This window comes from Aliikangiella coralliicola (assembly GCF_007004725.1).
GTDB classification, from domain to species: Bacteria; Pseudomonadota; Gammaproteobacteria; order Enterobacterales; family Kangiellaceae; genus Aliikangiella; species Aliikangiella coralliicola.
On the sequence record NZ_ML660165.1, the window covers coordinates 521,429 to 538,832 of the forward strand.

The following is a 17,404-nucleotide window of genomic DNA, read 5'->3' on the forward strand; positions in this document are numbered from 1 at the left end:
ATAAATGGGCTCGTTCCCTGAGCCACCTGCAGTAACATCGATCTTATCTGGATAATGCTGAGTTAGCTAAAAAGCGTATTGCCACCCTAAAGTCACCTGGGAATCAATTTCCAGTTGAGGGCCATCAAGGTCTTGCCAAAGTGGTGTTTCCCACTCAAGCGCCAGTCGGTGACCGCTATTTGCTATAAAATTCATACCAAGACCAGCAAATAATTTTTCTCCGCCACGTAAATCTGTATTAGCTGTTGGAACCATCATTGGATTAAGACTCGGATCTGCGCCGTCATAATCACTCTGGCTCACATAAGAAAGTCTTAACGAACCGCTCCAATGTTGATTGAATTTTTTGGCTGTCCACCCCGACAGAGTAATTTTATCACCCACGGTATAATCATTATCGTTTTCTCCCAAACGAAATATTCCCCGCGCCTGAACACCTGATGACCAGGTATCAGCGTACTGATTGTAAGTGAAACCAAGAATCGCGTCATAAGTACCAGAACCCAACTGCATTGGATAAGGTAATTGAATATTACCGGCAGGTGTATTTCCCCTTTCATCAATTTCGCCTGTTGGCAATGACAGACCTATCTCCCAATGGGCATTATTGTCATCCTCTTTCCACAGGCGGTTAAGCGCTGAAAATTTAATATCGCCGATACCGCTGGTTTTCGTTGTGAAATTCATCCCCATACGCGTAAGATGATCCATCTCACTAGATAAGTAAGGTAGCATTAACATTAATGTTAGATCATTACTTGGCGCATACATCGTGCCCAGCATATGCATATCCATCGGCATATCCAGAGGCGCAACCATATAGTTATTAAGTACATCGCTAGTTGAGACTCGGTCTGTTCCACTACGATTGCCGGACATTTCCATTCGCATATAGCGATAAGAAAACATCCATTCACCTTCATTATGTAAATGATCAGCCATGACACCAAGCGGCGCGTGGCTGTCGGGTCTTGATAATTTTTGCGTTAAACTATCTTGTGTTGAAGAGTCATGTGCGTATGAAGTAGACGACAGAGTTGCTGCAGCAATTGCTACCAGCACATGTTTTGATTTTTTCATTTTTCTTCTCAGTTAAACTAAACGAAATAAATTGTCACAATGCTCGCGACAATAAAAAAATATTGAATAGGAGGCTAGTTTAGATAACTGGTGAATCAAATGGTATGCGACGAAATGTCGCAGTTATTTTTATCTGGAACTGATGTGAATAACCCAGGTATACATGACTTGTTAAAAATATTATTTATGAGTTATCTTTGAGACAACTATCTCATTGAGAGTTCATAACACGTTACTCAGCTTAAAATTATTCGGGTACCACGACATGGAAAAATATCTAATCACCAAAAACGAAATTGAAGCCATTGACGGTCTCAAGAAAACACACTTTCTTAATAGTAATGCTCGGCGAAAAAATAAATCTCTGGGCGATTTGGTCGGCCTTGCAAATATTGGCTTTCACATTATCGAAATTGAACCAGGTTTCGAGTCAACCGAGTTACACAAGCACTATCACGAAGAAGAATGTGTTTACATTCTGGAAGGAATAGCCACAGCGACTATCGGTAACGAAGATCACACGGTAGCTGCAGGAGATTTTATTGGCTATCGCGCAGGTGGTGAAGCACACAAACTAAAAAATATTGGAGATTCTATTTTAAGATGTATTGTGGTCGGTCAAAGACTTGAACACGATGTTGCTGATTACCCGAAGCTGAACAAACGCCTCTATCGAAACAAAGGACTGAAGTGGAATTTAGTTGATATCAACAATATTGACGAACCAATAGCAGGAAAAAAGAAATAGCTCGAATTTGCCATCCCTCCGGATAAATATCCAGAGGGATGGCTAACTGACATTCTTTAACTTTTACTCATCTAAATTAATAGTAACCAGATTATAAGAAAAAGGCTGGCTGGAACCGTTATACCTGAGTCCGAAAACTAGCAGCGTCTTGTCATCATCGGTCAACCACATATCTCCAACAGATGTTAAAACTGTTTTCGATAACGGAATATCTCTTTGTTTTAGAAATGGACCTGATTCGCCAGCTATATCATAGATACTTAGCGAAGTCGTACTGTATGAAAAAAGAATCGCTTTATCTCCACGATTGGAAACAATTGCATTATCCAGGCTGTGAACGCTCGCGCCTTGCAAGTTGCCAATAAATGACAGGTTTTGATCGTAAACGTATGTTCTATGAACCATTCTTTCACCATGGGCGCTAATACCAATCATGTCAGGTACATAGTGAGTATCAGGGTCCTGTGAGTTGATCTTGGTAAACTCTTTGGTAGAAGAATCATAAAAATACATATCACGAGAGCCAGTTATCGTCGGCTGACCAGCATAAATCATTCGACTTCTATCCCTGCTCAATATTGAAAGAGGCGAGTGAATAGAGGGGCCAGAAACCGACTCATAGCTTGGGTATGCCCAAAGATTAGGCCACTGATTTGTATCGCCAACTAACATTGAACCATCATCAAAAGCATGAATGAGGCCACGATCTTCCACATAACAATCACTGTTACTGGTGGTTTCTAAAACACTAAGTGTATTAGCATCATAATGAACAACCTCACAAGCTGTTGTGGTGACCAATAATTCTTCGCCATCAGTGGTCAGTGTTAGTGTATGCGCATTACTCCTGAGCACCTGCTCGGTCCAACTATTACCATCGTTGGTTAACACTACCAAACTTCCGCCCATCACCAGGTAAAAAACATGGCGTTCCGGGTCATATTCGATTGCTCTCGGCGTTCCCGAAATAGGAAACACACCAGTGCTTATTTGCGGCCGACTTCTGATTACAAGATTCTTCGTTCCCCGTTCTAGATTAAGATTGTTTGACAAACGGACCTCATATTCACCAAGGGCTAATTGAGGCACCTTAAAACCTAAAACCGTGTCTTGTTCATTGTCTTTTTCTGAAATTACAGAACCATCTAGGGTTAACTCAGCGCCGAGCAGATTTTCTCCGAATAATTTGGTCGTAACGTCTTCATTTTCGTAAACCACATATGGAAAAAGTGATTTGATTGTGGGCAGCTGGAACGACATTTCAAAAGGAAATGTTACCGTAGTTTCCTCTACATACTGTCCACTATAGGTCACGCTCACCTCGGCGATATGCTCACCGTTGGTTAACGATTCAAGCGCAGCTTTATTAACCTGCAGGCTGGCCACCGCTCCCGACTCTACACTATTGCTCACTGCTATTGCCGATACCCAGGGCGAGTCCGTTTGAATGGTCCAATCCAGCAACTCGCCAGTATGCGCCATTTCGAACTCTAAACTGAGTTCTTCCTCAGTGGTTTGTGCATTGACATCTATGTCCAGAGACTCAGGAGTCGTTAGTGTCGGTACCTCGACAACAAATGTGACAACCACAGGCGTGGTAAACCCTTCACTATCTGTGACTAATAATGTCGCAGAATACTCACCTGGCGCCAGCCCTTCGATATTGGGAGTTACTTGAAGATAACCAGTGCTTGAATCAACAGAAAAACTCAACCAGTCAACCTCAGCTGAATCGTATTCAACAACGGTATTACTATTAGCCAAGTTGGTATTATTGCCATTAACCGTCACCACTACCGGGTCTAGCTCAAGCGACGTTCCCGCAGTCGCGTTAAAGGTAATTTGATCTGGCATATTCGCGATATTTTCAAGATAGTAGGTATAGCCGTTTTCAGATCTGGCGACTATTCCATACCAATCAGCGAGCCACAATTCCATTGACTGATCAATCGTAATCTTTTGGCCATCAATCGTAGTGGTGTAATTTAAACGAATCGCCAGCCGGTGAGCATCAAATTCTTTATAAGGCGTGTTTATTTTCTCTCGGCCTAAATAGCTGACGGCGCCGGTATAGTCGATAGACCTTTTGCCATAAGTTGGGGAAATGTTCACTTCCCCTTTGCCGCTGTAATTGAATGTTTGACCTTTCTGCCAGTTTTCAGAAAATAAGATCACCTCATCATTTAATATAATATTGGTAGAAAATGTGCCCGCGCCTGAAACGCTGATAGAAGGAAAATAAACTCCTTTATAGATCAACGACTGGTTGTTTGCATAAAAGTACTCTTTCACACCTGATGGGTGAAGCAGCGGCGAAAGAGTCTGACCGCCAATATTTTGTGAAGTGAGAAAATAAGTCGAACTGCCGGTAGAAGTGTATTCCCATCGGTAACTCTGGTTAATCGGAAAAGCAGCAAGATGATATTTTTGAACACCAGTGCCTGTGCCTCCATTCCCCACAGGCGTACTATCGCCACCACCACCGCCACCACATGCTGACAGCGCTACCATTAAGAAAAAAGCTACAAAATACGAGCCCATTTTCAAGCCAAACATTCTTTAATCCCCTAAAACTACTTAATCTTATTCAAATTGCACTCTGGTTATAAGCCCAGATTTACACCATTTCGACTGTCGATTTGCTTAAAGCCTCTTGCAATTACACAAATCTTAGCGCTGCGCATTATATGTTCAGTGCAATAATAGTGACAAGTTTAACTTGTAAGAAAAATCTAAGGCGGTTGATGCTGATAAGGCGTATTGCTTGTGGTAAATCGCATCAGCCCGCATATCTAACCGAGCTCAATATCTCCATCTGATAAACAGATTAACTTATAACAATTTTCAAATACCTAATCGTTTCATGCAATAAAAACGGCGTAACCGAATTTTAAGTCCGACAAAAAACACTTTAAAAAACGCTTTAACCAAAAATCAATCGACAAAAAAATATTATAAAAAATAGCACTATTGGCTCGGCAAATATTTTCGCATCTCAATAAAAGAACAAGTAAAAAATAGTTATATTTTCGAAATTTTTTAGTGATAAAGTCGCGCCGTAAATTCGATTGAAGGCTACAGATTTAAGCCTGTCAGTTGCATTTACATTAACAATATTTTGCTTAACAACTAATCGATAATACACACTAAAAAGTGGAGATAAATCATGACTAAACTTGCACATATTTCAATTGCAATAATGCTAATTCTATTTTCAATTTCTGATAGTCGAGCGAATGGATGCCCGATAGGCGCACCGGGTTCAAGCGACGTATGCGTTCTGATAACCGACGTTGAACAAGATGGAACTAGCGTTACTTTTCATGGCTATGGCGGCGGATACAATAACGGAAATCCATTAGATTTTTCTCATCGGCTAAACTGGTATTCAAACGAAAATGGATACTTGGGAACAGGTAAAAGTATTACCGTTGACCTCGATTTGGGTGCTCATCAAATTAGCGCAGCCTGGGGTTACCCTGGTGCCTCGTATAAGGCATCTAAAAATATTTTTGTTCGTGAAAAATATTGTGCCTATGAACAAGCTTCCCTGGCTGAAACTATTGACGAGGTTTATAGTATCGATTTTCATAACAAAGAAAGCGTTCCTGCCAAAGTCTTCTGGTTAACCTATTCTGGCGAAAGAATGCATTATGCGACACTTCAACCAGGCGAGCGCCTTAAACAAAATGGTTACCCTGGAAATCAATGGTTGGTGACCGATAATCACGAGCAATGCATACAAGTGATGTCTACTGGTTATTACAACGCCGGCTATGACATCCACTTTGAACACTAGTTTTGATGTAACGCTTTCTCTGAAAGTCGGAGGCAAGGCTGACCAAACCTCAGTCTTGTTTCCTTTTCTTAAGTTTTCACTGCTTTACTTTTTCACCAACTCAGTGAAGCTCCTGGAACTAGCGTACCGACTCAACCAACCACTCCTGAAAGCCCACTATCAGGCACCTGCAGCTTGCCTGCTTCAAAAACTCAAAAAAATTTCCAATAGCGTGTAATAATTTAAGATATCAGCCACTAACCAGTTAAATACCAAAAATGAGTGGATTAAATAGTTAGTATGGGGAGTGATTTTTACACAGCATCAATTTTACCCTTTGCCGCGATAATCATTAAGATTTGCAGAGCCTACACCGATAATCAAACTGACTTTGAAGATTATTATCAAGAGGTGTGTTTGCAAATCTGGCGTAGTAGAGACAGTTTTCAAGGGAAATCTGAATGGTCAACCTGGATTTATCGAATATCTTTAAATGTCTGTTTAACCTACTTAAAGAAAAGGAAAAACGATCCACATCATTTTACTTCCGATTCATTACCGCCTGAGGCAGCAGAGCATTGCCAAGCCTTTGATGATGAGTCTATCAATCAACTTTACGTTGCTATCAGACAACTATCGGAAATCGATCGAGCTGTCATTTTGCTCTACCTGGAAGAAAAATCATACCAGGAAATTGCCCAAATAATTGGCACCAATCCAAATAACATTGGCGTTCGGATTAAGAGAATCAAAGAACGTCTATTTAAAATTTTAGATTCTGAGGAAAAATAAATGGAAAAATCAATTGAGACTATCTGGAAGGAAGGCTTCATTAATAGTGACGCACTTGTCGCTCCTAAAATTAACGATTTGTATAATCAAAAATCCCAAAATATCGTTGATAAGTTCCACCGCATGTTTACCATCAATCGCCAGGCAATTATTGCCGGTGGCATCATAATTTTGGTTGCATCAGCTATTTTCGGCTTGCCCTATTTAGGCGCATTTATATTTTTCTTGTTAATGGCACTTCTTGCTGTCGGTAGAGATGGTATGAAAAAGCTAGAGAAGCTTGATAAAAATACGAATAGCTATGAATATCTGAAAGCCTTTTCTAATTGGAGAAAAGAGGCCATAGCAGCTTATGCTAAAGCTTATACTTATTTCTACCCACTTCTTTTTCTTGGCATAGCAATAAGATTTATGTTTTCCAATGACGCCCAGGCTATCATTAATGCAATAGTGGTTGAGAACCCTGACATCTACCACCTTTTCGGAATTCCATGGTTTTTCACATTGGGGATTGCTTTTATCACTGCGGTATTAACTTATTTTGGAGGCGCTTTATATAGAATAGACTTAGATGTTGTTTATGGGTCGTCTTTTAAAAAACTAGATGATTTAATTGCAGAAATGGAAGAATTGCGGCGATAGCTATTTTTCGATATAACGACGAGAATAGTATTAATAAAAAGTTGGCAGTTTGCGCATCCTGTTTATTTTCAATAATGTTTTACAGCGCTTTCTTTATTCCCGCAAAACATCATAGCGAACAAATAAACAGGACTCTCCGCTTCTAAAAGTATATTTTGGTATTCAAGTTATTTAATCTTAGAAAGCAACTTCGGATTAGTTACCAGTTTTCTGACACCATGAGCATGATCTTCCTTAAACACATTTCCCTTACACCACTTCCCTAGAGTATTAATATTAATTTTCGCGCACTGAGGACGAACGCTCCATGAAACCTGAAGCGGTGAACATTTTTGTTCTGTATATTTAGGACCAGTAGTTGAACCTAAAAATTCGACCGGCTTGCCAGTCTTTACTGGCAAAGCTTTGGCTTGATGTAAACCATCCACAACATTACCGTCATACGCAAAATCGCTAAAATCAAGCGCAGAGGGATCATTGACGACCACGAACACTTGAGTCTCTACACGTAAATCAGGATTAGCACAACTTTCGGAAAGACAAGAACCTAACCCCTTCCCCGGCTTTACATCACAAGAAGAATGAACCCAGTGAACCTCAATCGTATCGCCAGGCTTTAATCCATTACAAACATCCCCTTCAGGTGCCTGAAGTTCTTTCTTAGAAAGTGACTGACTGCTACTACACTGATATCCGCCACCATGACCATGGTTGCCTTCGCCGGCATAAATTGAAAAATCTTTCGCTTTATGTTCTGCATTATTATGGAAATGGATATTGCACAAATTCATCTTGGAATAACTTGGTGCTAAGGAAAAAAGTCGTTTATTCTCCCCTGTTACACTATCAATATCTCTTGGCGCTTGCGGACCAAATCCTTCACAAACAGCACCTTTATCCATGGCGGTTTCGTTTCCACTATCATTTGCGATAACAAACGAAGAAAAAGAACAGGAGAGTATCGCAGCATAAATGTATTTGTTGGTTTTATAAACTAATCTCATTGTATTTGCCTATCTTTTTTGTGAATTAAATTGAACAATTATTCTCGTTATGGTTTTGATTAAGTTTTAATTTCGATGTCACGGAAATCTCTCAAAATTTTCATTAGTATAATTTAAAAGAGTATTCGGATAGCATACTTGGTTAACAATTTAATAGTCCATCAATAAGCTTGGAAAAAAAATTCTAGTTAAGCATTTTCAGTCGAAGCTATTGAACAACAATGTTATTGTTCTTCGTTCTTTATTTCATTTATTTGAACAAAGTCAATCGAAGCAGGTAATTCGAACAATCTGGATTTTAGAAACTCCGGCTTTAGATTAATTTCACTGATACGACTAAGAGCGACCCATTTATATTTCAGATTCAGGCCAGACTCAATCCCATCAAACGCTTGCTCAAATTGAATATTGTGACAATCCATAATTTCTGCCAGATAATAAGTGGCTATCTCGTGATACTTTTTATTACCATATTCGAAGAAATTCTCAACATACCAAAGTGGTCTAGAAACTTGACAGAACACTCCCGACTCTTCTTTCATTTCCCGAACAAGCGTGTCATCAGAGTTTTCAAAAAACTCAACACGTCCACCAGGAAGTGCCCAGAAATCATCACCAACAGCTTGATGAACAAGTATATGCTCTTTGACAATAAGCACCGCAACACTTCGAAAATTAAAACAATTATTTTGCAAGTCAAATTTAATCATCACACACCTGAACGTAAACCTTTATAAAACTCATATTGAGAACTTTTCATGAGACTAATTTAAATGATGCACTAACCACCTGGCCAGTTTAACTGTTCTTAGCGCAGTAATCTCCGTTTTAAGTTGCTAATTTCCATGCTCTCATGTTTTCTCCTCTTACGCTTCAATTCTTGAAGATTTTCGATTATTGAGATATATTAAAAGTTCGAGACAAGGGATTGACTTGAGGCTCGTTAAGTATTCCCGCCCCATCTGTGTTTCCCCGACTGCGATATTTGGTTATCAAATATGACCAGAGCTCTGGAAAGAAGGATTTTTGCTTTATGAAAGTTATTGCACTTGCCAGGATACTTTTTGAATCAATTGACTACCTAAAGAGAAATTCGGCTGAACAGCAAGTGACCGAGAGTTAATCAATAAACTGTAACTCTAAAATACAAAACTTCCTTACTTTGGTTTTGATAGCACTAATCCATGATTAATCGCGGAATTAATTGATATTCGATTAATCGAAACAAAGGAAGATACAATGACTAAATCTTACACTTATAGAGAAGGCGTAAAACTTCCACTCGTTAAAAAGGAAGACGAATTTATCGTCAGGGCTTTGCCCGAAGAACTTTCTCACCTTGGACTGAACAACGCCGAACAACTATCAACTTTATCCTCACGTTTAAATGTCGTTTCTAATGATCTGGAACAAAGCATGCAACAATGTCGATTGCTGGCGCCAACCCATCATGCCTATGCCACTGAAGATGACGACAACTTCTTGATCACTGACCGTGTGTACATTCAATTCAACGATAAAGTCAGTAAAAAACAAATTAGCGAATTGGCAAATCAATATGGGTTGCTACTGATTGAAAATTTTGGCGACGGAGAATACCTTTATCAACTCACTGACGCCACTGGAATGAACCCGGTAAAACTGGTTGTCGCGCTGAGCGAAAAACATAAAGATATTGTGACGTTAGCCGAAAACGATTTGAACTACGAGATCCAGAATAAGAACCATGCCTTTCCCACCGACTCGGCTTATCACAAACAATGGCATTTGCACCAGGACACTCAGCATAACGAGTTTGATCCTCGTTCTTCAAGCCGATGTGCTGAGGCTTGGGAGTATTTACAAAGCTATGGAAATAATAGCGTTGTAGTTGGCGTGACAGACGACGGATGCAATTTATTTCACCGAGACTTTAACAGCGAAAATAAATTCGCGGGATGGGGATATTTTGAAGGTTATACCCTCAATACAGATCAAACACTAGGCGCCGATCCTCACAACATGTACGAACTGGGAGCCAACCACGGCACAGCTTGCGCCGGCGTTATTGCAGGAGAAGTTGATGGAGAGTTAACAGTCGGCGCAGCTCCTGCATGTAGGTTGCTACCGATCAAATGGCCTTCACAAGGATCGAGTCTTTATATCGGCGATTATCGCATTCGTAAAATGTTAGATTACGTTGCTGACAAAATTGATGTTCTTTCAAATTCCTGGGGTAGCACGCCCAATGGTAATGTTGGCACCATGGTTAAAAATAAAATAAAAAAGCTCTCAAAAGATGGCGGACGTCGCGACAAAGGTATTGTTTTTCTGTGGGCTGCCGGTAATGAAAACTGTCCGGTTAATTATCAGGGCAATAAAAATATTCCATACACAATGGGCTGGCGGCGAAATCGTTTTGGTCGTTGGTATTGGGCAAAGCCGAGAACATCAAAAACTTTTCGACACAACCTGAGTAGCCTCGAAGGTGTCATGTATATTGCTGCACTAGCTAGTACTGCGAGACGCAGTCACTACTCTAATTATGGAGAAGGCGTCAGTCTTTGTGCGCCAAGTAACAACAGCCACACTTATTATCGCGACGAAGTAGAAGGATTAGGAATTACCACCGTCAAAGGAACCAGTAACAGTTCGATCCGAAACGATTTTGGTGGAACTTCTAGTGCGACCCCTTTAGTTGCCGGAATTGCTGCAATGGTTATTTCTGCCAACCCTGAATTAACTGCACTAGAAGTGATTGAAATACTCAATACCACCGCCTCCAAAGAACTGGATATGACGCCTTATGATAGAACACCGCCAGCCAGTTATGACCGCCACCCAACCTGGGATATTTCTCCCGTAGCAGATGGCGACTTTCATGACATCGGAAGTGAGCATGGAACCTGGAGCCATTGGTTCGGCCACGGGAAAGTTGATGCGCTAAAAGCAGTAGAAAAAGCGAGACCCAAACCAGTGTCAAAAACTATTCCCGGAGGAAACGAAACTGCAATTGATATTCCCGACAATTCGCTGCTTGGAATTAGTAGTGATATTAACATCGATGAAGTCGGCATACTCGAAGCCATTTCAGTCGCGGTTGATATTGATCACACTTATCGCGGTGACTTACGAGTGTTACTAAATGCACCATCCGGCACCAGCGTATTACTTCATGGCAATACCGGGCGTTGGCGAGATGATATTAAAGAAACCTACTCAATGGAAACAACTTCGGCATTAACTTCGTTAGTCGGAGAGGCAATTGAAGGAGACTGGTCATTACGCGTGATCGACAGTGTTGGCTGGGATACTGGCACACTCAATAAATGGTCTTTATCAATTAAGGCGCTTGTTTGAATTGACAGGAGCTCCACCACGCCGGCGGAGATGGCAGTCAGGCTAAATCGAAATACGTATTCTATTGATAGCCTCCACCCATTGTCATCTCGACCGCAGTGGAGAGCTCTCCCAAAGATTTAGCCACGCTCAAATACCAAAATTAACTTATTTTCAAGCACCATTCCTGGTCACAGAATAATGAACTAAAATTAAATAGCCTGAGATAGTGATAAGTTCAGTTATCGCAGTCAATAATCTATGTATGAACGATTATTGACAATAAGTATTCACGAAGCCCAAAATCAGCTATCTCTTTTTTAACGCGATACTTTCAACAAGGAATTCCATTATTATGCTAACGAGTGCTTTGATTTATCTATGTGCAGCCGTTATTTCGGTTCCTGTCGCAAAACGCCTTGGCCTTGGTTCAGTGCTGGGCTACCTGATTGCAGGCGTGTTAATTGGTCCTTACCTGCTCAATCTTATTGATGATCAATCAGACGTCATGCACTTTGCAGAATTTGGTGTTGTGATGATGCTCTTTCTGATTGGACTAGAACTCCGCCCCAGTCGCTTATGGGAACTACGCAAACCGATACTCGGTTTAGGCGGCATGCAAGTTACCCTGACAGCATTGATTATCACGCTAATTTTAGTGGCGATTTCAGACAATCACTGGAAAACAGGACTAGCAATTGGTTTAACGATTGCACTATCCTCGACAGCAATTGTGATCCAATCATTATCAGAAAGAGGACAGTTAAAAAGCGAAGCGGGAAACAACGCCTTTTCTGTATTGCTGTTTCAAGACATCGCAGTGATCCCAATTGTCGCGTTGTTTCCGCTACTCGCTATATCACCAGACCTGGCAGCCGAAGTTGACCACAAATCATTAGTCAGCAGCTTTCCTGTATGGGCTCAAATAGGAATCACCTTACTCACAATATCCGCAATAATTTTTGGCGGTAAATATCTTTCGGCGCCCGTATTCAGATATATTGCAGAGACTCACCTGCGCGAAATTTTCACCGCGTTCGCCTTGCTGCTAGTTGTTGCTATTGCGCTGCTGATGCAAGCAATAGGACTCTCTCCTGCGCTGGGAACTTTCCTGGCAGGTGTGGTTTTGGCGGATAGTGAATTTCGACACGAAATGGAAATTGATATCGAGCCGTTCAAAGGGTTGCTGCTCGGCCTATTTTTTATCACCGTTGGCGCTAGTATTGATTTTAACTTATTGTTTGAAAATCCGTTAACGATCGCGTTATCGGTGTTCTCATTAGTCGTTTTAAAAATTGCGATTCTAGGTTTTCTTGCCCACCTTTTTCGTTTTAACCGCGCCCAGGGAACTCTGTTTGCATTTGCGCTGGCACAAGGCGGCGAGTTTGCTTTTGTACTAGTATCACTAGGTAACCAAACTGGCGTTTATACATTCGACTTAGGTAACACGATTAATCTTGTGGTCGCTTTATCTATGCTGATTTCACCTCTACTACTCATTATCCACGAGTGGTTTTTCAGTCAATCAGACAGGCCGACCGCTAAAGACTATTCACAGGAAATTGAACCGACTCGTAGCGTTATCATTGCGGGCTATGGGCGATTTGGCCAAATCATCGGCCGATTACTCAGTGCTCAAGGTTACAACCTGACTATTCTTGATCATAGTCCGAGCCAAATCGATCTTCTACGCAGGTTCGGAAATGAAGTTTTTTACGGCGATGCGTCTCGCAAAGACTTATTAAAGGCAGCGGGAGCCGATGAAGCACAACTGTTAGTTATCGCAGTAGACGAGCCGGATAAAACTCTGGACATCATTAAAGTCGCTAAAACAAATTTCCCTCAGATGAAAATAATCGCCAGAGCAATTGACCGGCGCCATGCTTACGAACTACTTCGCCTGGAAATCGATGGTTTTGTCAGAGAGACTTTTGATTCTGCGCTAAATCTTGGTATCGACGCTTTAAAGCTGCTAGGCCACGACGAAGAAGTTGCCAAGCGCGCGGGCGAGCTATTTGCGCAACATGATGATGAAACTCTCAACATGCTATCGTCTTTATGGGGTGACGATAAAAGTTACGGCGTCGCCGTTCGTCAGCGTATAGAAGATCTCAAACAAGTGTTGCAATCGGATTTAAAAGGACAAGAATCGTTAAACACTTGCCATGCTGAATTAGAAGGTAAAAATAAAGAGGATGTAAAGCAGGTTTGAATATCCAGTGATTAACCTCAAGTGAGCATCTCAGCTAGGCTGACTTCAATTCAATAATAACGGAAACGCCATCTCCGTTATTATTGTCGGTTATTGTGATTGCTCCCTGCAATTCATTAACGACCAACGCATAAGCGGTGTGCAATCCGAGCCCCATATGACGATCAATTCTCTTGGTTGTGAAAAAGGGCTCAAAGGCTTGTTCAAGTTCATGTGTTTGCATACCACAACCAGAGTCAGAGAAAGTCACTATCACTTTCCCCTGTTGAGTTTGCGCATCGATTGAGACAGTGCCGGAAGAACGATTCTGAAAGCCGTGTTCAATACTGTTATCAAATAATATTTCTAAAACCTGTTTTACAATTAATGGCTCTCCCAAAACTAATATTTTGTTCGAACAATTTATTTGTATGTCGAGCTCTAATGGTAGCTCGTAACAGCTAACCTGTTCTTTACAATCTTGTAAAACTTCCGCCAGATTAAAAGCGTACACACGGGTTCCTGAAAACTCGGCAACTTTCTTAAATTCTGTAATCAATTGAGAAATCTTAATCAGGTTTCTCGCAACCAGTCGCCCGCCGTCGCCAACACTTTCTTCAAGTTGATCCCCGGTTAAACCTTTTGCGTTAAGTTCAGGCGATTCATAGATATTTTTAACTTCATCATTCACCAGGGAAATAGCAGTAATGCTGATACCTAACGGCGTATTAATTTCGTGAGCGACGCCAGTCACCAGTTTGCGAATAGACTGAACTCGACTTAACTCCGACGCTTTCAGTTGGCTAATGTCAACCAATATCCCACACATAACCACGGGGTTTCCATTATGATCTCTTTCGACAATTTGCCCGCGATCAAGAATCCAGCGCCAGTCTTCTGTTTTCGTTTTTAGTCGATAAGAGGTTTCAAGAAAATCACTCTTTCCTTGCAAATGCTCTTCAAGTGCACAAACGAAGGAAGTTCTATCATCTTCATGAATAAGTTCTACAAAATCACTCGGCGACTTAGCAGGGCCCGTTAACTTGATAATATCCGGCAGCAGGTTTTCGCGTTCAACATTGCCAATTTTCATATTCCATTCCCACATTTCACTGCGGCTTCCCCAGAGCGCTGTCGACAGGCGTTTTTGGCTTAATGCGATCGCGCGGGCGGTACGCCGCTCAACAGCTAACTGTTGCAACTTTACCCGAATAAAACTTCCCAGTATCAGGGAAAAAATGATCACATAAAGCGAGTAAGCCCACCATGTTCTCCAGGGCGCTGGTTGAACATGGAGTTCGATATCTTTAGAGTGAAGACTCCAGACACCGTCAGCATTACTGGCTTTAAATCGAAACGTGTATGAGCCTGAAGGCAAATTAGTGTAAGTTGCCCGCCGATTTTTTGCATCAGTTTCAATCCAGCCCCGATCAAACCCTTCTAACTGGTAGAGGTAACGATTTTGAAACGGGCTATTAAAATGAATAGCCGACAACTCCAAAGCAAAAACATAGTCCTTGTAGTCCAGAGTCACTGAGCGTGTTTCTGTCATTGCATTCACCAGAGGCGAATCATTATTTCCTATTGCCGGCCTGGTCGGCCTGTTGAATAACAACAATTGAGTAATGGCGAGTTTAGGTGGAAAGACATTATTTTTTATTGTTTCAGGATAAAATCGATTGAAACCATTGATACCGCCAAAAAATAATTCTCCATCTTCGGCTTTAAAAAAAGCGCCGTTATTAAATTCGTTTGACTGAGCGCCGCGGCTTTCGCCGTAAACATCAAATGATTCTCTTTTCGGATCAAATCGTGCCAGACCATGATTGGTGCTCACCCAGATAAATCCTTCACTGTCGCCGGCTACAGCATAAACCGTTTCGTTAGCGAGGCCATGCTTTTTGTTATAGGATGTAAAAACGCCGCTACCGGGAACATGCTTATCTAAACCATTTTTTGTTCCCAGCCAGAGGACTCCTGTATCATCTTGGTATAAAGCAAAAATACGACTATGGCTGACCGTCTTTTTGTTATTGGGATCATGGGAAAACCGCTGAAATTTCCCGGTTTTCAAATTCAGTCGATTCAGCCCACCGTTACGAGTTGCCACCCAGATATCCCCCGACTTTCCCTGAAGCGTCGAGTAAATACCATTGTCACTAATTGAGTGAGGATCATTTGGTTTATTTCTAAAAATTTCGAAAGTTTCAAGCTCGGGATCAAATCGATTTAACCCATCAACGGTTCCAATCCAGAGCTTTCCTTGAAAATCTTCCTTGATGGAGTAAATTCGGTTACTGCTAAGACTGTTCGGATCAGATTTGATATGCTGATAATGTTTAAAAGCCTTTTTTTCTTCGCTGTATAAGTTAACTCCCCCATCGTAAGTGCCTGCCCAGATTTGGCCCTGACTATCAACCAGAATTGACATCACCATACCACGGCTAATTGATGAACTGTTTTCTGACTCATGGAAATAGTGAGTATATTTTTCAGTGGCGGGATCAAAACGATTTAATCCATTATCAACCCCCACCCATAAAACATTCGACCGAGTTTTGAACAAAGAACGAATGCGTTTATGGCTGATACTATTCAGTCCCGAAATACTTGAATTGACAATAGTTGAGTTCGTTTTGTTTTGATTAACGCCGTTTAATTCAGTGATACGTGGGTTAATTGAATACGACTGACTTTGATGACCAAACTGACGAGTTTCCATGTTAACTCGATTTGCACCGTCTCCAGTGCCAAACCAGATCCCGCCACTGTTATCTTCAGAAATGGACCAGACGCTATCGTTACTTAAACTGTACTTTTGAGTAGGATTATGTTGGTAGCGCAAAAAGCTTTCGTTGGTACTATCGTAAAGACTGACTCCACCACGGGTTCCAATCCAAAGTTCTCCAGATTGGCTAATGTGTAAGGCACGCACGCGGTCATGACTCAGACTACGTGAATTTCGATTGTCTGCTCGAAAGTTTTGAACGGCGTTTGTCACAGGGTTCAGTCGATATAAACCACTGTTGTAGGTTCCAATCCAGATACCACCTTGCGGGTGTTGAACGATCGAGGTGACCGACTTATCGAAGGTGAAACTTTTTCCAAGATTCTCATATTCGAACCGGGAGAAAGAGCCTTTTGTCGTATCAAATAACATCAGGCCAGCTTCTGCACCAACCCAAAGTCGACCTTGTTGATCGGCCAATATTGCTTGAATGCTATTGGTTGAACTAGAACCCGGACTATTCGAATCCGGCAAATAAAGTTGTGTTGTATGATCGGTTGTGTCGAATAAAAATAGGCCATTGTGGGTTCCAATCCACAGCTTATTTTTGTCCGCCGGATAAATTATGCGGATGAATTGGCTACCCACATAATCTCGCCTTTCCCTGGATAATTCAAAGTTTTCAAATCGTTCTTTCTGTCGATCGAATCGGTTAAGTCCTTTGCTTGTCCCTATCCAGAGAACACCATTTTCATCTTCGTAGAGAGCTTCAATATAGCTTGACGTTAACGAGTGTTGATTTTCTGAATCAAATGAAAAAACTTTAAATGTGTAGCCATCAAACCGATTAAGACCATCTTGAGTGCAAATCCATAAAAACCCCTGGTAATCCTGGAGCATACAAGTCACGGTTGCCTGTGATAATCCTTGCTCGAGAGAATAGCGACTAAATCGTAGATTGTTATTGCTTGCAAGCACACTTTCAACAATAAAACTCACAAACAACAGGGCTACACAAAACATGCGAATCAACGACTTAATCATGTTTCTTTGCCCAGTAACTAACTTTCTTCACTAAGTATAGATGAATTTAGTCAATTCTGGAGATGTTCTGTTAGCCCGC

The 17,404-nt window shown here is 41.3% G+C and carries 11 protein-coding genes; 6 read left to right on the forward strand and 5 right to left on the reverse strand.

Annotated features, from left to right (window positions below; genetic code table 11):
* Positions 1–66: 66 nt before the first annotated feature.
* A complete protein-coding gene (locus tag FLL46_RS15405) occupies positions 67–1,080 on the reverse strand; it encodes a transporter (RefSeq protein ID WP_142932216.1) in 1,014 nt (337 codons plus the stop codon).
* Positions 1,081–1,345: 265 nt separating this feature from the next.
* Here FLL46_RS15405 and FLL46_RS15410 point away from each other — a divergent pair, with 265 nt between their 5' ends.
* Entirely contained in the window at positions 1,346–1,828 is a 483-nt protein-coding gene (locus FLL46_RS15410; RefSeq protein ID WP_142932217.1) for a cupin domain-containing protein, read from the forward strand.
* Positions 1,829–1,891: 63 nt separating this feature from the next.
* Here the strand turns inward: FLL46_RS15410 and FLL46_RS15415 are convergent, their stop codons facing one another.
* Positions 1,892–4,384 carry a DUF3108 domain-containing protein gene (locus FLL46_RS15415; protein ID WP_142932218.1) on the reverse strand — a complete coding sequence of 831 codons (2,493 nt, stop codon included), beginning with the start codon at positions 4,382–4,384 and terminating at the stop codon, positions 1,892–1,894.
* A gap of 610 nt (positions 4,385–4,994) precedes the next feature.
* Between FLL46_RS15415 and FLL46_RS15420 the strand changes: the two genes are divergently transcribed.
* The 3 genes from FLL46_RS15420 (at position 4,995) to FLL46_RS15430 (ending at position 7,040) form a co-directional block, all read left to right on the forward strand.
* Positions 4,995–5,627, forward strand: coding sequence for a hypothetical protein (locus FLL46_RS15420; protein WP_142932219.1), 633 nt, complete (start codon positions 4,995–4,997; stop codon positions 5,625–5,627).
* A gap of 279 nt (positions 5,628–5,906) precedes the next feature.
* The gene (locus tag FLL46_RS15425; protein WP_142932220.1) at positions 5,907–6,398 is read left to right on the forward strand and encodes an RNA polymerase sigma factor; all 492 of its coding nucleotides are present in this window, start codon (positions 5,907–5,909) and stop codon (positions 6,396–6,398) included.
* The gene (locus FLL46_RS15430) at positions 6,399–7,040 is read left to right on the forward strand and encodes a hypothetical protein (RefSeq protein WP_142932221.1); all 642 of its coding nucleotides are present in this window, start codon (positions 6,399–6,401) and stop codon (positions 7,038–7,040) included.
* Between the two features lie 167 nt (positions 7,041–7,207).
* Here FLL46_RS15430 and FLL46_RS15435 read toward each other — a convergent pair whose 3' ends face one another.
* Both FLL46_RS15435 and FLL46_RS15440 read right to left on the reverse strand, forming a co-directional pair.
* Positions 7,208–8,044 carry a delta-class carbonic anhydrase gene (locus tag FLL46_RS15435; protein ID WP_142932222.1) on the reverse strand — a complete coding sequence of 279 codons (837 nt, stop codon included), beginning with the start codon at positions 8,042–8,044 and terminating at the stop codon, positions 7,208–7,210.
* A 224-nt stretch (positions 8,045–8,268) separates the two neighbouring features.
* Entirely contained in the window at positions 8,269–8,754 is a 486-nt protein-coding gene (locus FLL46_RS15440; protein WP_142932223.1) for an NUDIX hydrolase, read from the reverse strand.
* Between the two features lie 529 nt (positions 8,755–9,283).
* Here FLL46_RS15440 and FLL46_RS15445 point away from each other — a divergent pair.
* Positions 9,284–11,383: a S8 family serine peptidase gene (locus FLL46_RS15445; protein ID WP_142932224.1), complete on the forward strand. Its 2,100-nt coding sequence runs from the start codon at positions 9,284–9,286 to the stop codon at positions 11,381–11,383.
* A gap of 334 nt (positions 11,384–11,717) precedes the next feature.
* Positions 11,718–13,574 (forward strand): monovalent cation:proton antiporter-2 (CPA2) family protein, encoded by a 1,857-nt coding sequence (locus FLL46_RS15450; RefSeq protein ID WP_142932225.1) that lies wholly within the window; start codon positions 11,718–11,720, stop codon positions 13,572–13,574.
* Between the two features lie 34 nt (positions 13,575–13,608).
* Here the strand turns inward: FLL46_RS15450 and FLL46_RS15455 are convergent, their stop codons facing one another.
* Positions 13,609–17,325, reverse strand: coding sequence for a sensor histidine kinase (locus tag FLL46_RS15455; protein WP_142932226.1), 3,717 nt, complete (start codon positions 17,323–17,325; stop codon positions 13,609–13,611).
* Between the last annotated feature and the right edge of the window lie 79 nt (positions 17,326–17,404).

What these genes read in the sequence shown, in the direction of transcription:
- FLL46_RS15405 (WP_142932216.1), bottom strand. Translation starts at nt 1,080, where the DNA reads ATGAAAAAATCAAAACATGTGCTGGTAGCAATTGCTGCAGCAACTCTG.
- FLL46_RS15410 (WP_142932217.1), top strand. Translation starts at nt 1,346, where the DNA reads ATGGAAAAATATCTAATCACCAAAAACGAAATTGAAGCCATTGACGGT.
- FLL46_RS15415 (WP_142932218.1), bottom strand. Translation starts at nt 4,384, where the DNA reads ATGTTTGGCTTGAAAATGGGCTCGTATTTTGTAGCTTTTTTCTTAATG.
- FLL46_RS15420 (WP_142932219.1), top strand. Translation starts at nt 4,995, where the DNA reads ATGACTAAACTTGCACATATTTCAATTGCAATAATGCTAATTCTATTT.
- FLL46_RS15425 (WP_142932220.1), top strand. Translation starts at nt 5,907, where the DNA reads ATGGGGAGTGATTTTTACACAGCATCAATTTTACCCTTTGCCGCGATA.
- FLL46_RS15430 (WP_142932221.1), top strand. Translation starts at nt 6,399, where the DNA reads ATGGAAAAATCAATTGAGACTATCTGGAAGGAAGGCTTCATTAATAGT.
- FLL46_RS15435 (WP_142932222.1), bottom strand. Translation starts at nt 8,044, where the DNA reads ATGAGATTAGTTTATAAAACCAACAAATACATTTATGCTGCGATACTC.
- FLL46_RS15440 (WP_142932223.1), bottom strand. Translation starts at nt 8,754, where the DNA reads ATGATTAAATTTGACTTGCAAAATAATTGTTTTAATTTTCGAAGTGTT.
- FLL46_RS15445 (WP_142932224.1), top strand. Translation starts at nt 9,284, where the DNA reads ATGACTAAATCTTACACTTATAGAGAAGGCGTAAAACTTCCACTCGTT.
- FLL46_RS15450 (WP_142932225.1), top strand. Translation starts at nt 11,718, where the DNA reads ATGCTAACGAGTGCTTTGATTTATCTATGTGCAGCCGTTATTTCGGTT.
- FLL46_RS15455 (WP_142932226.1), bottom strand. Translation starts at nt 17,325, where the DNA reads ATGATTAAGTCGTTGATTCGCATGTTTTGTGTAGCCCTGTTGTTTGTG.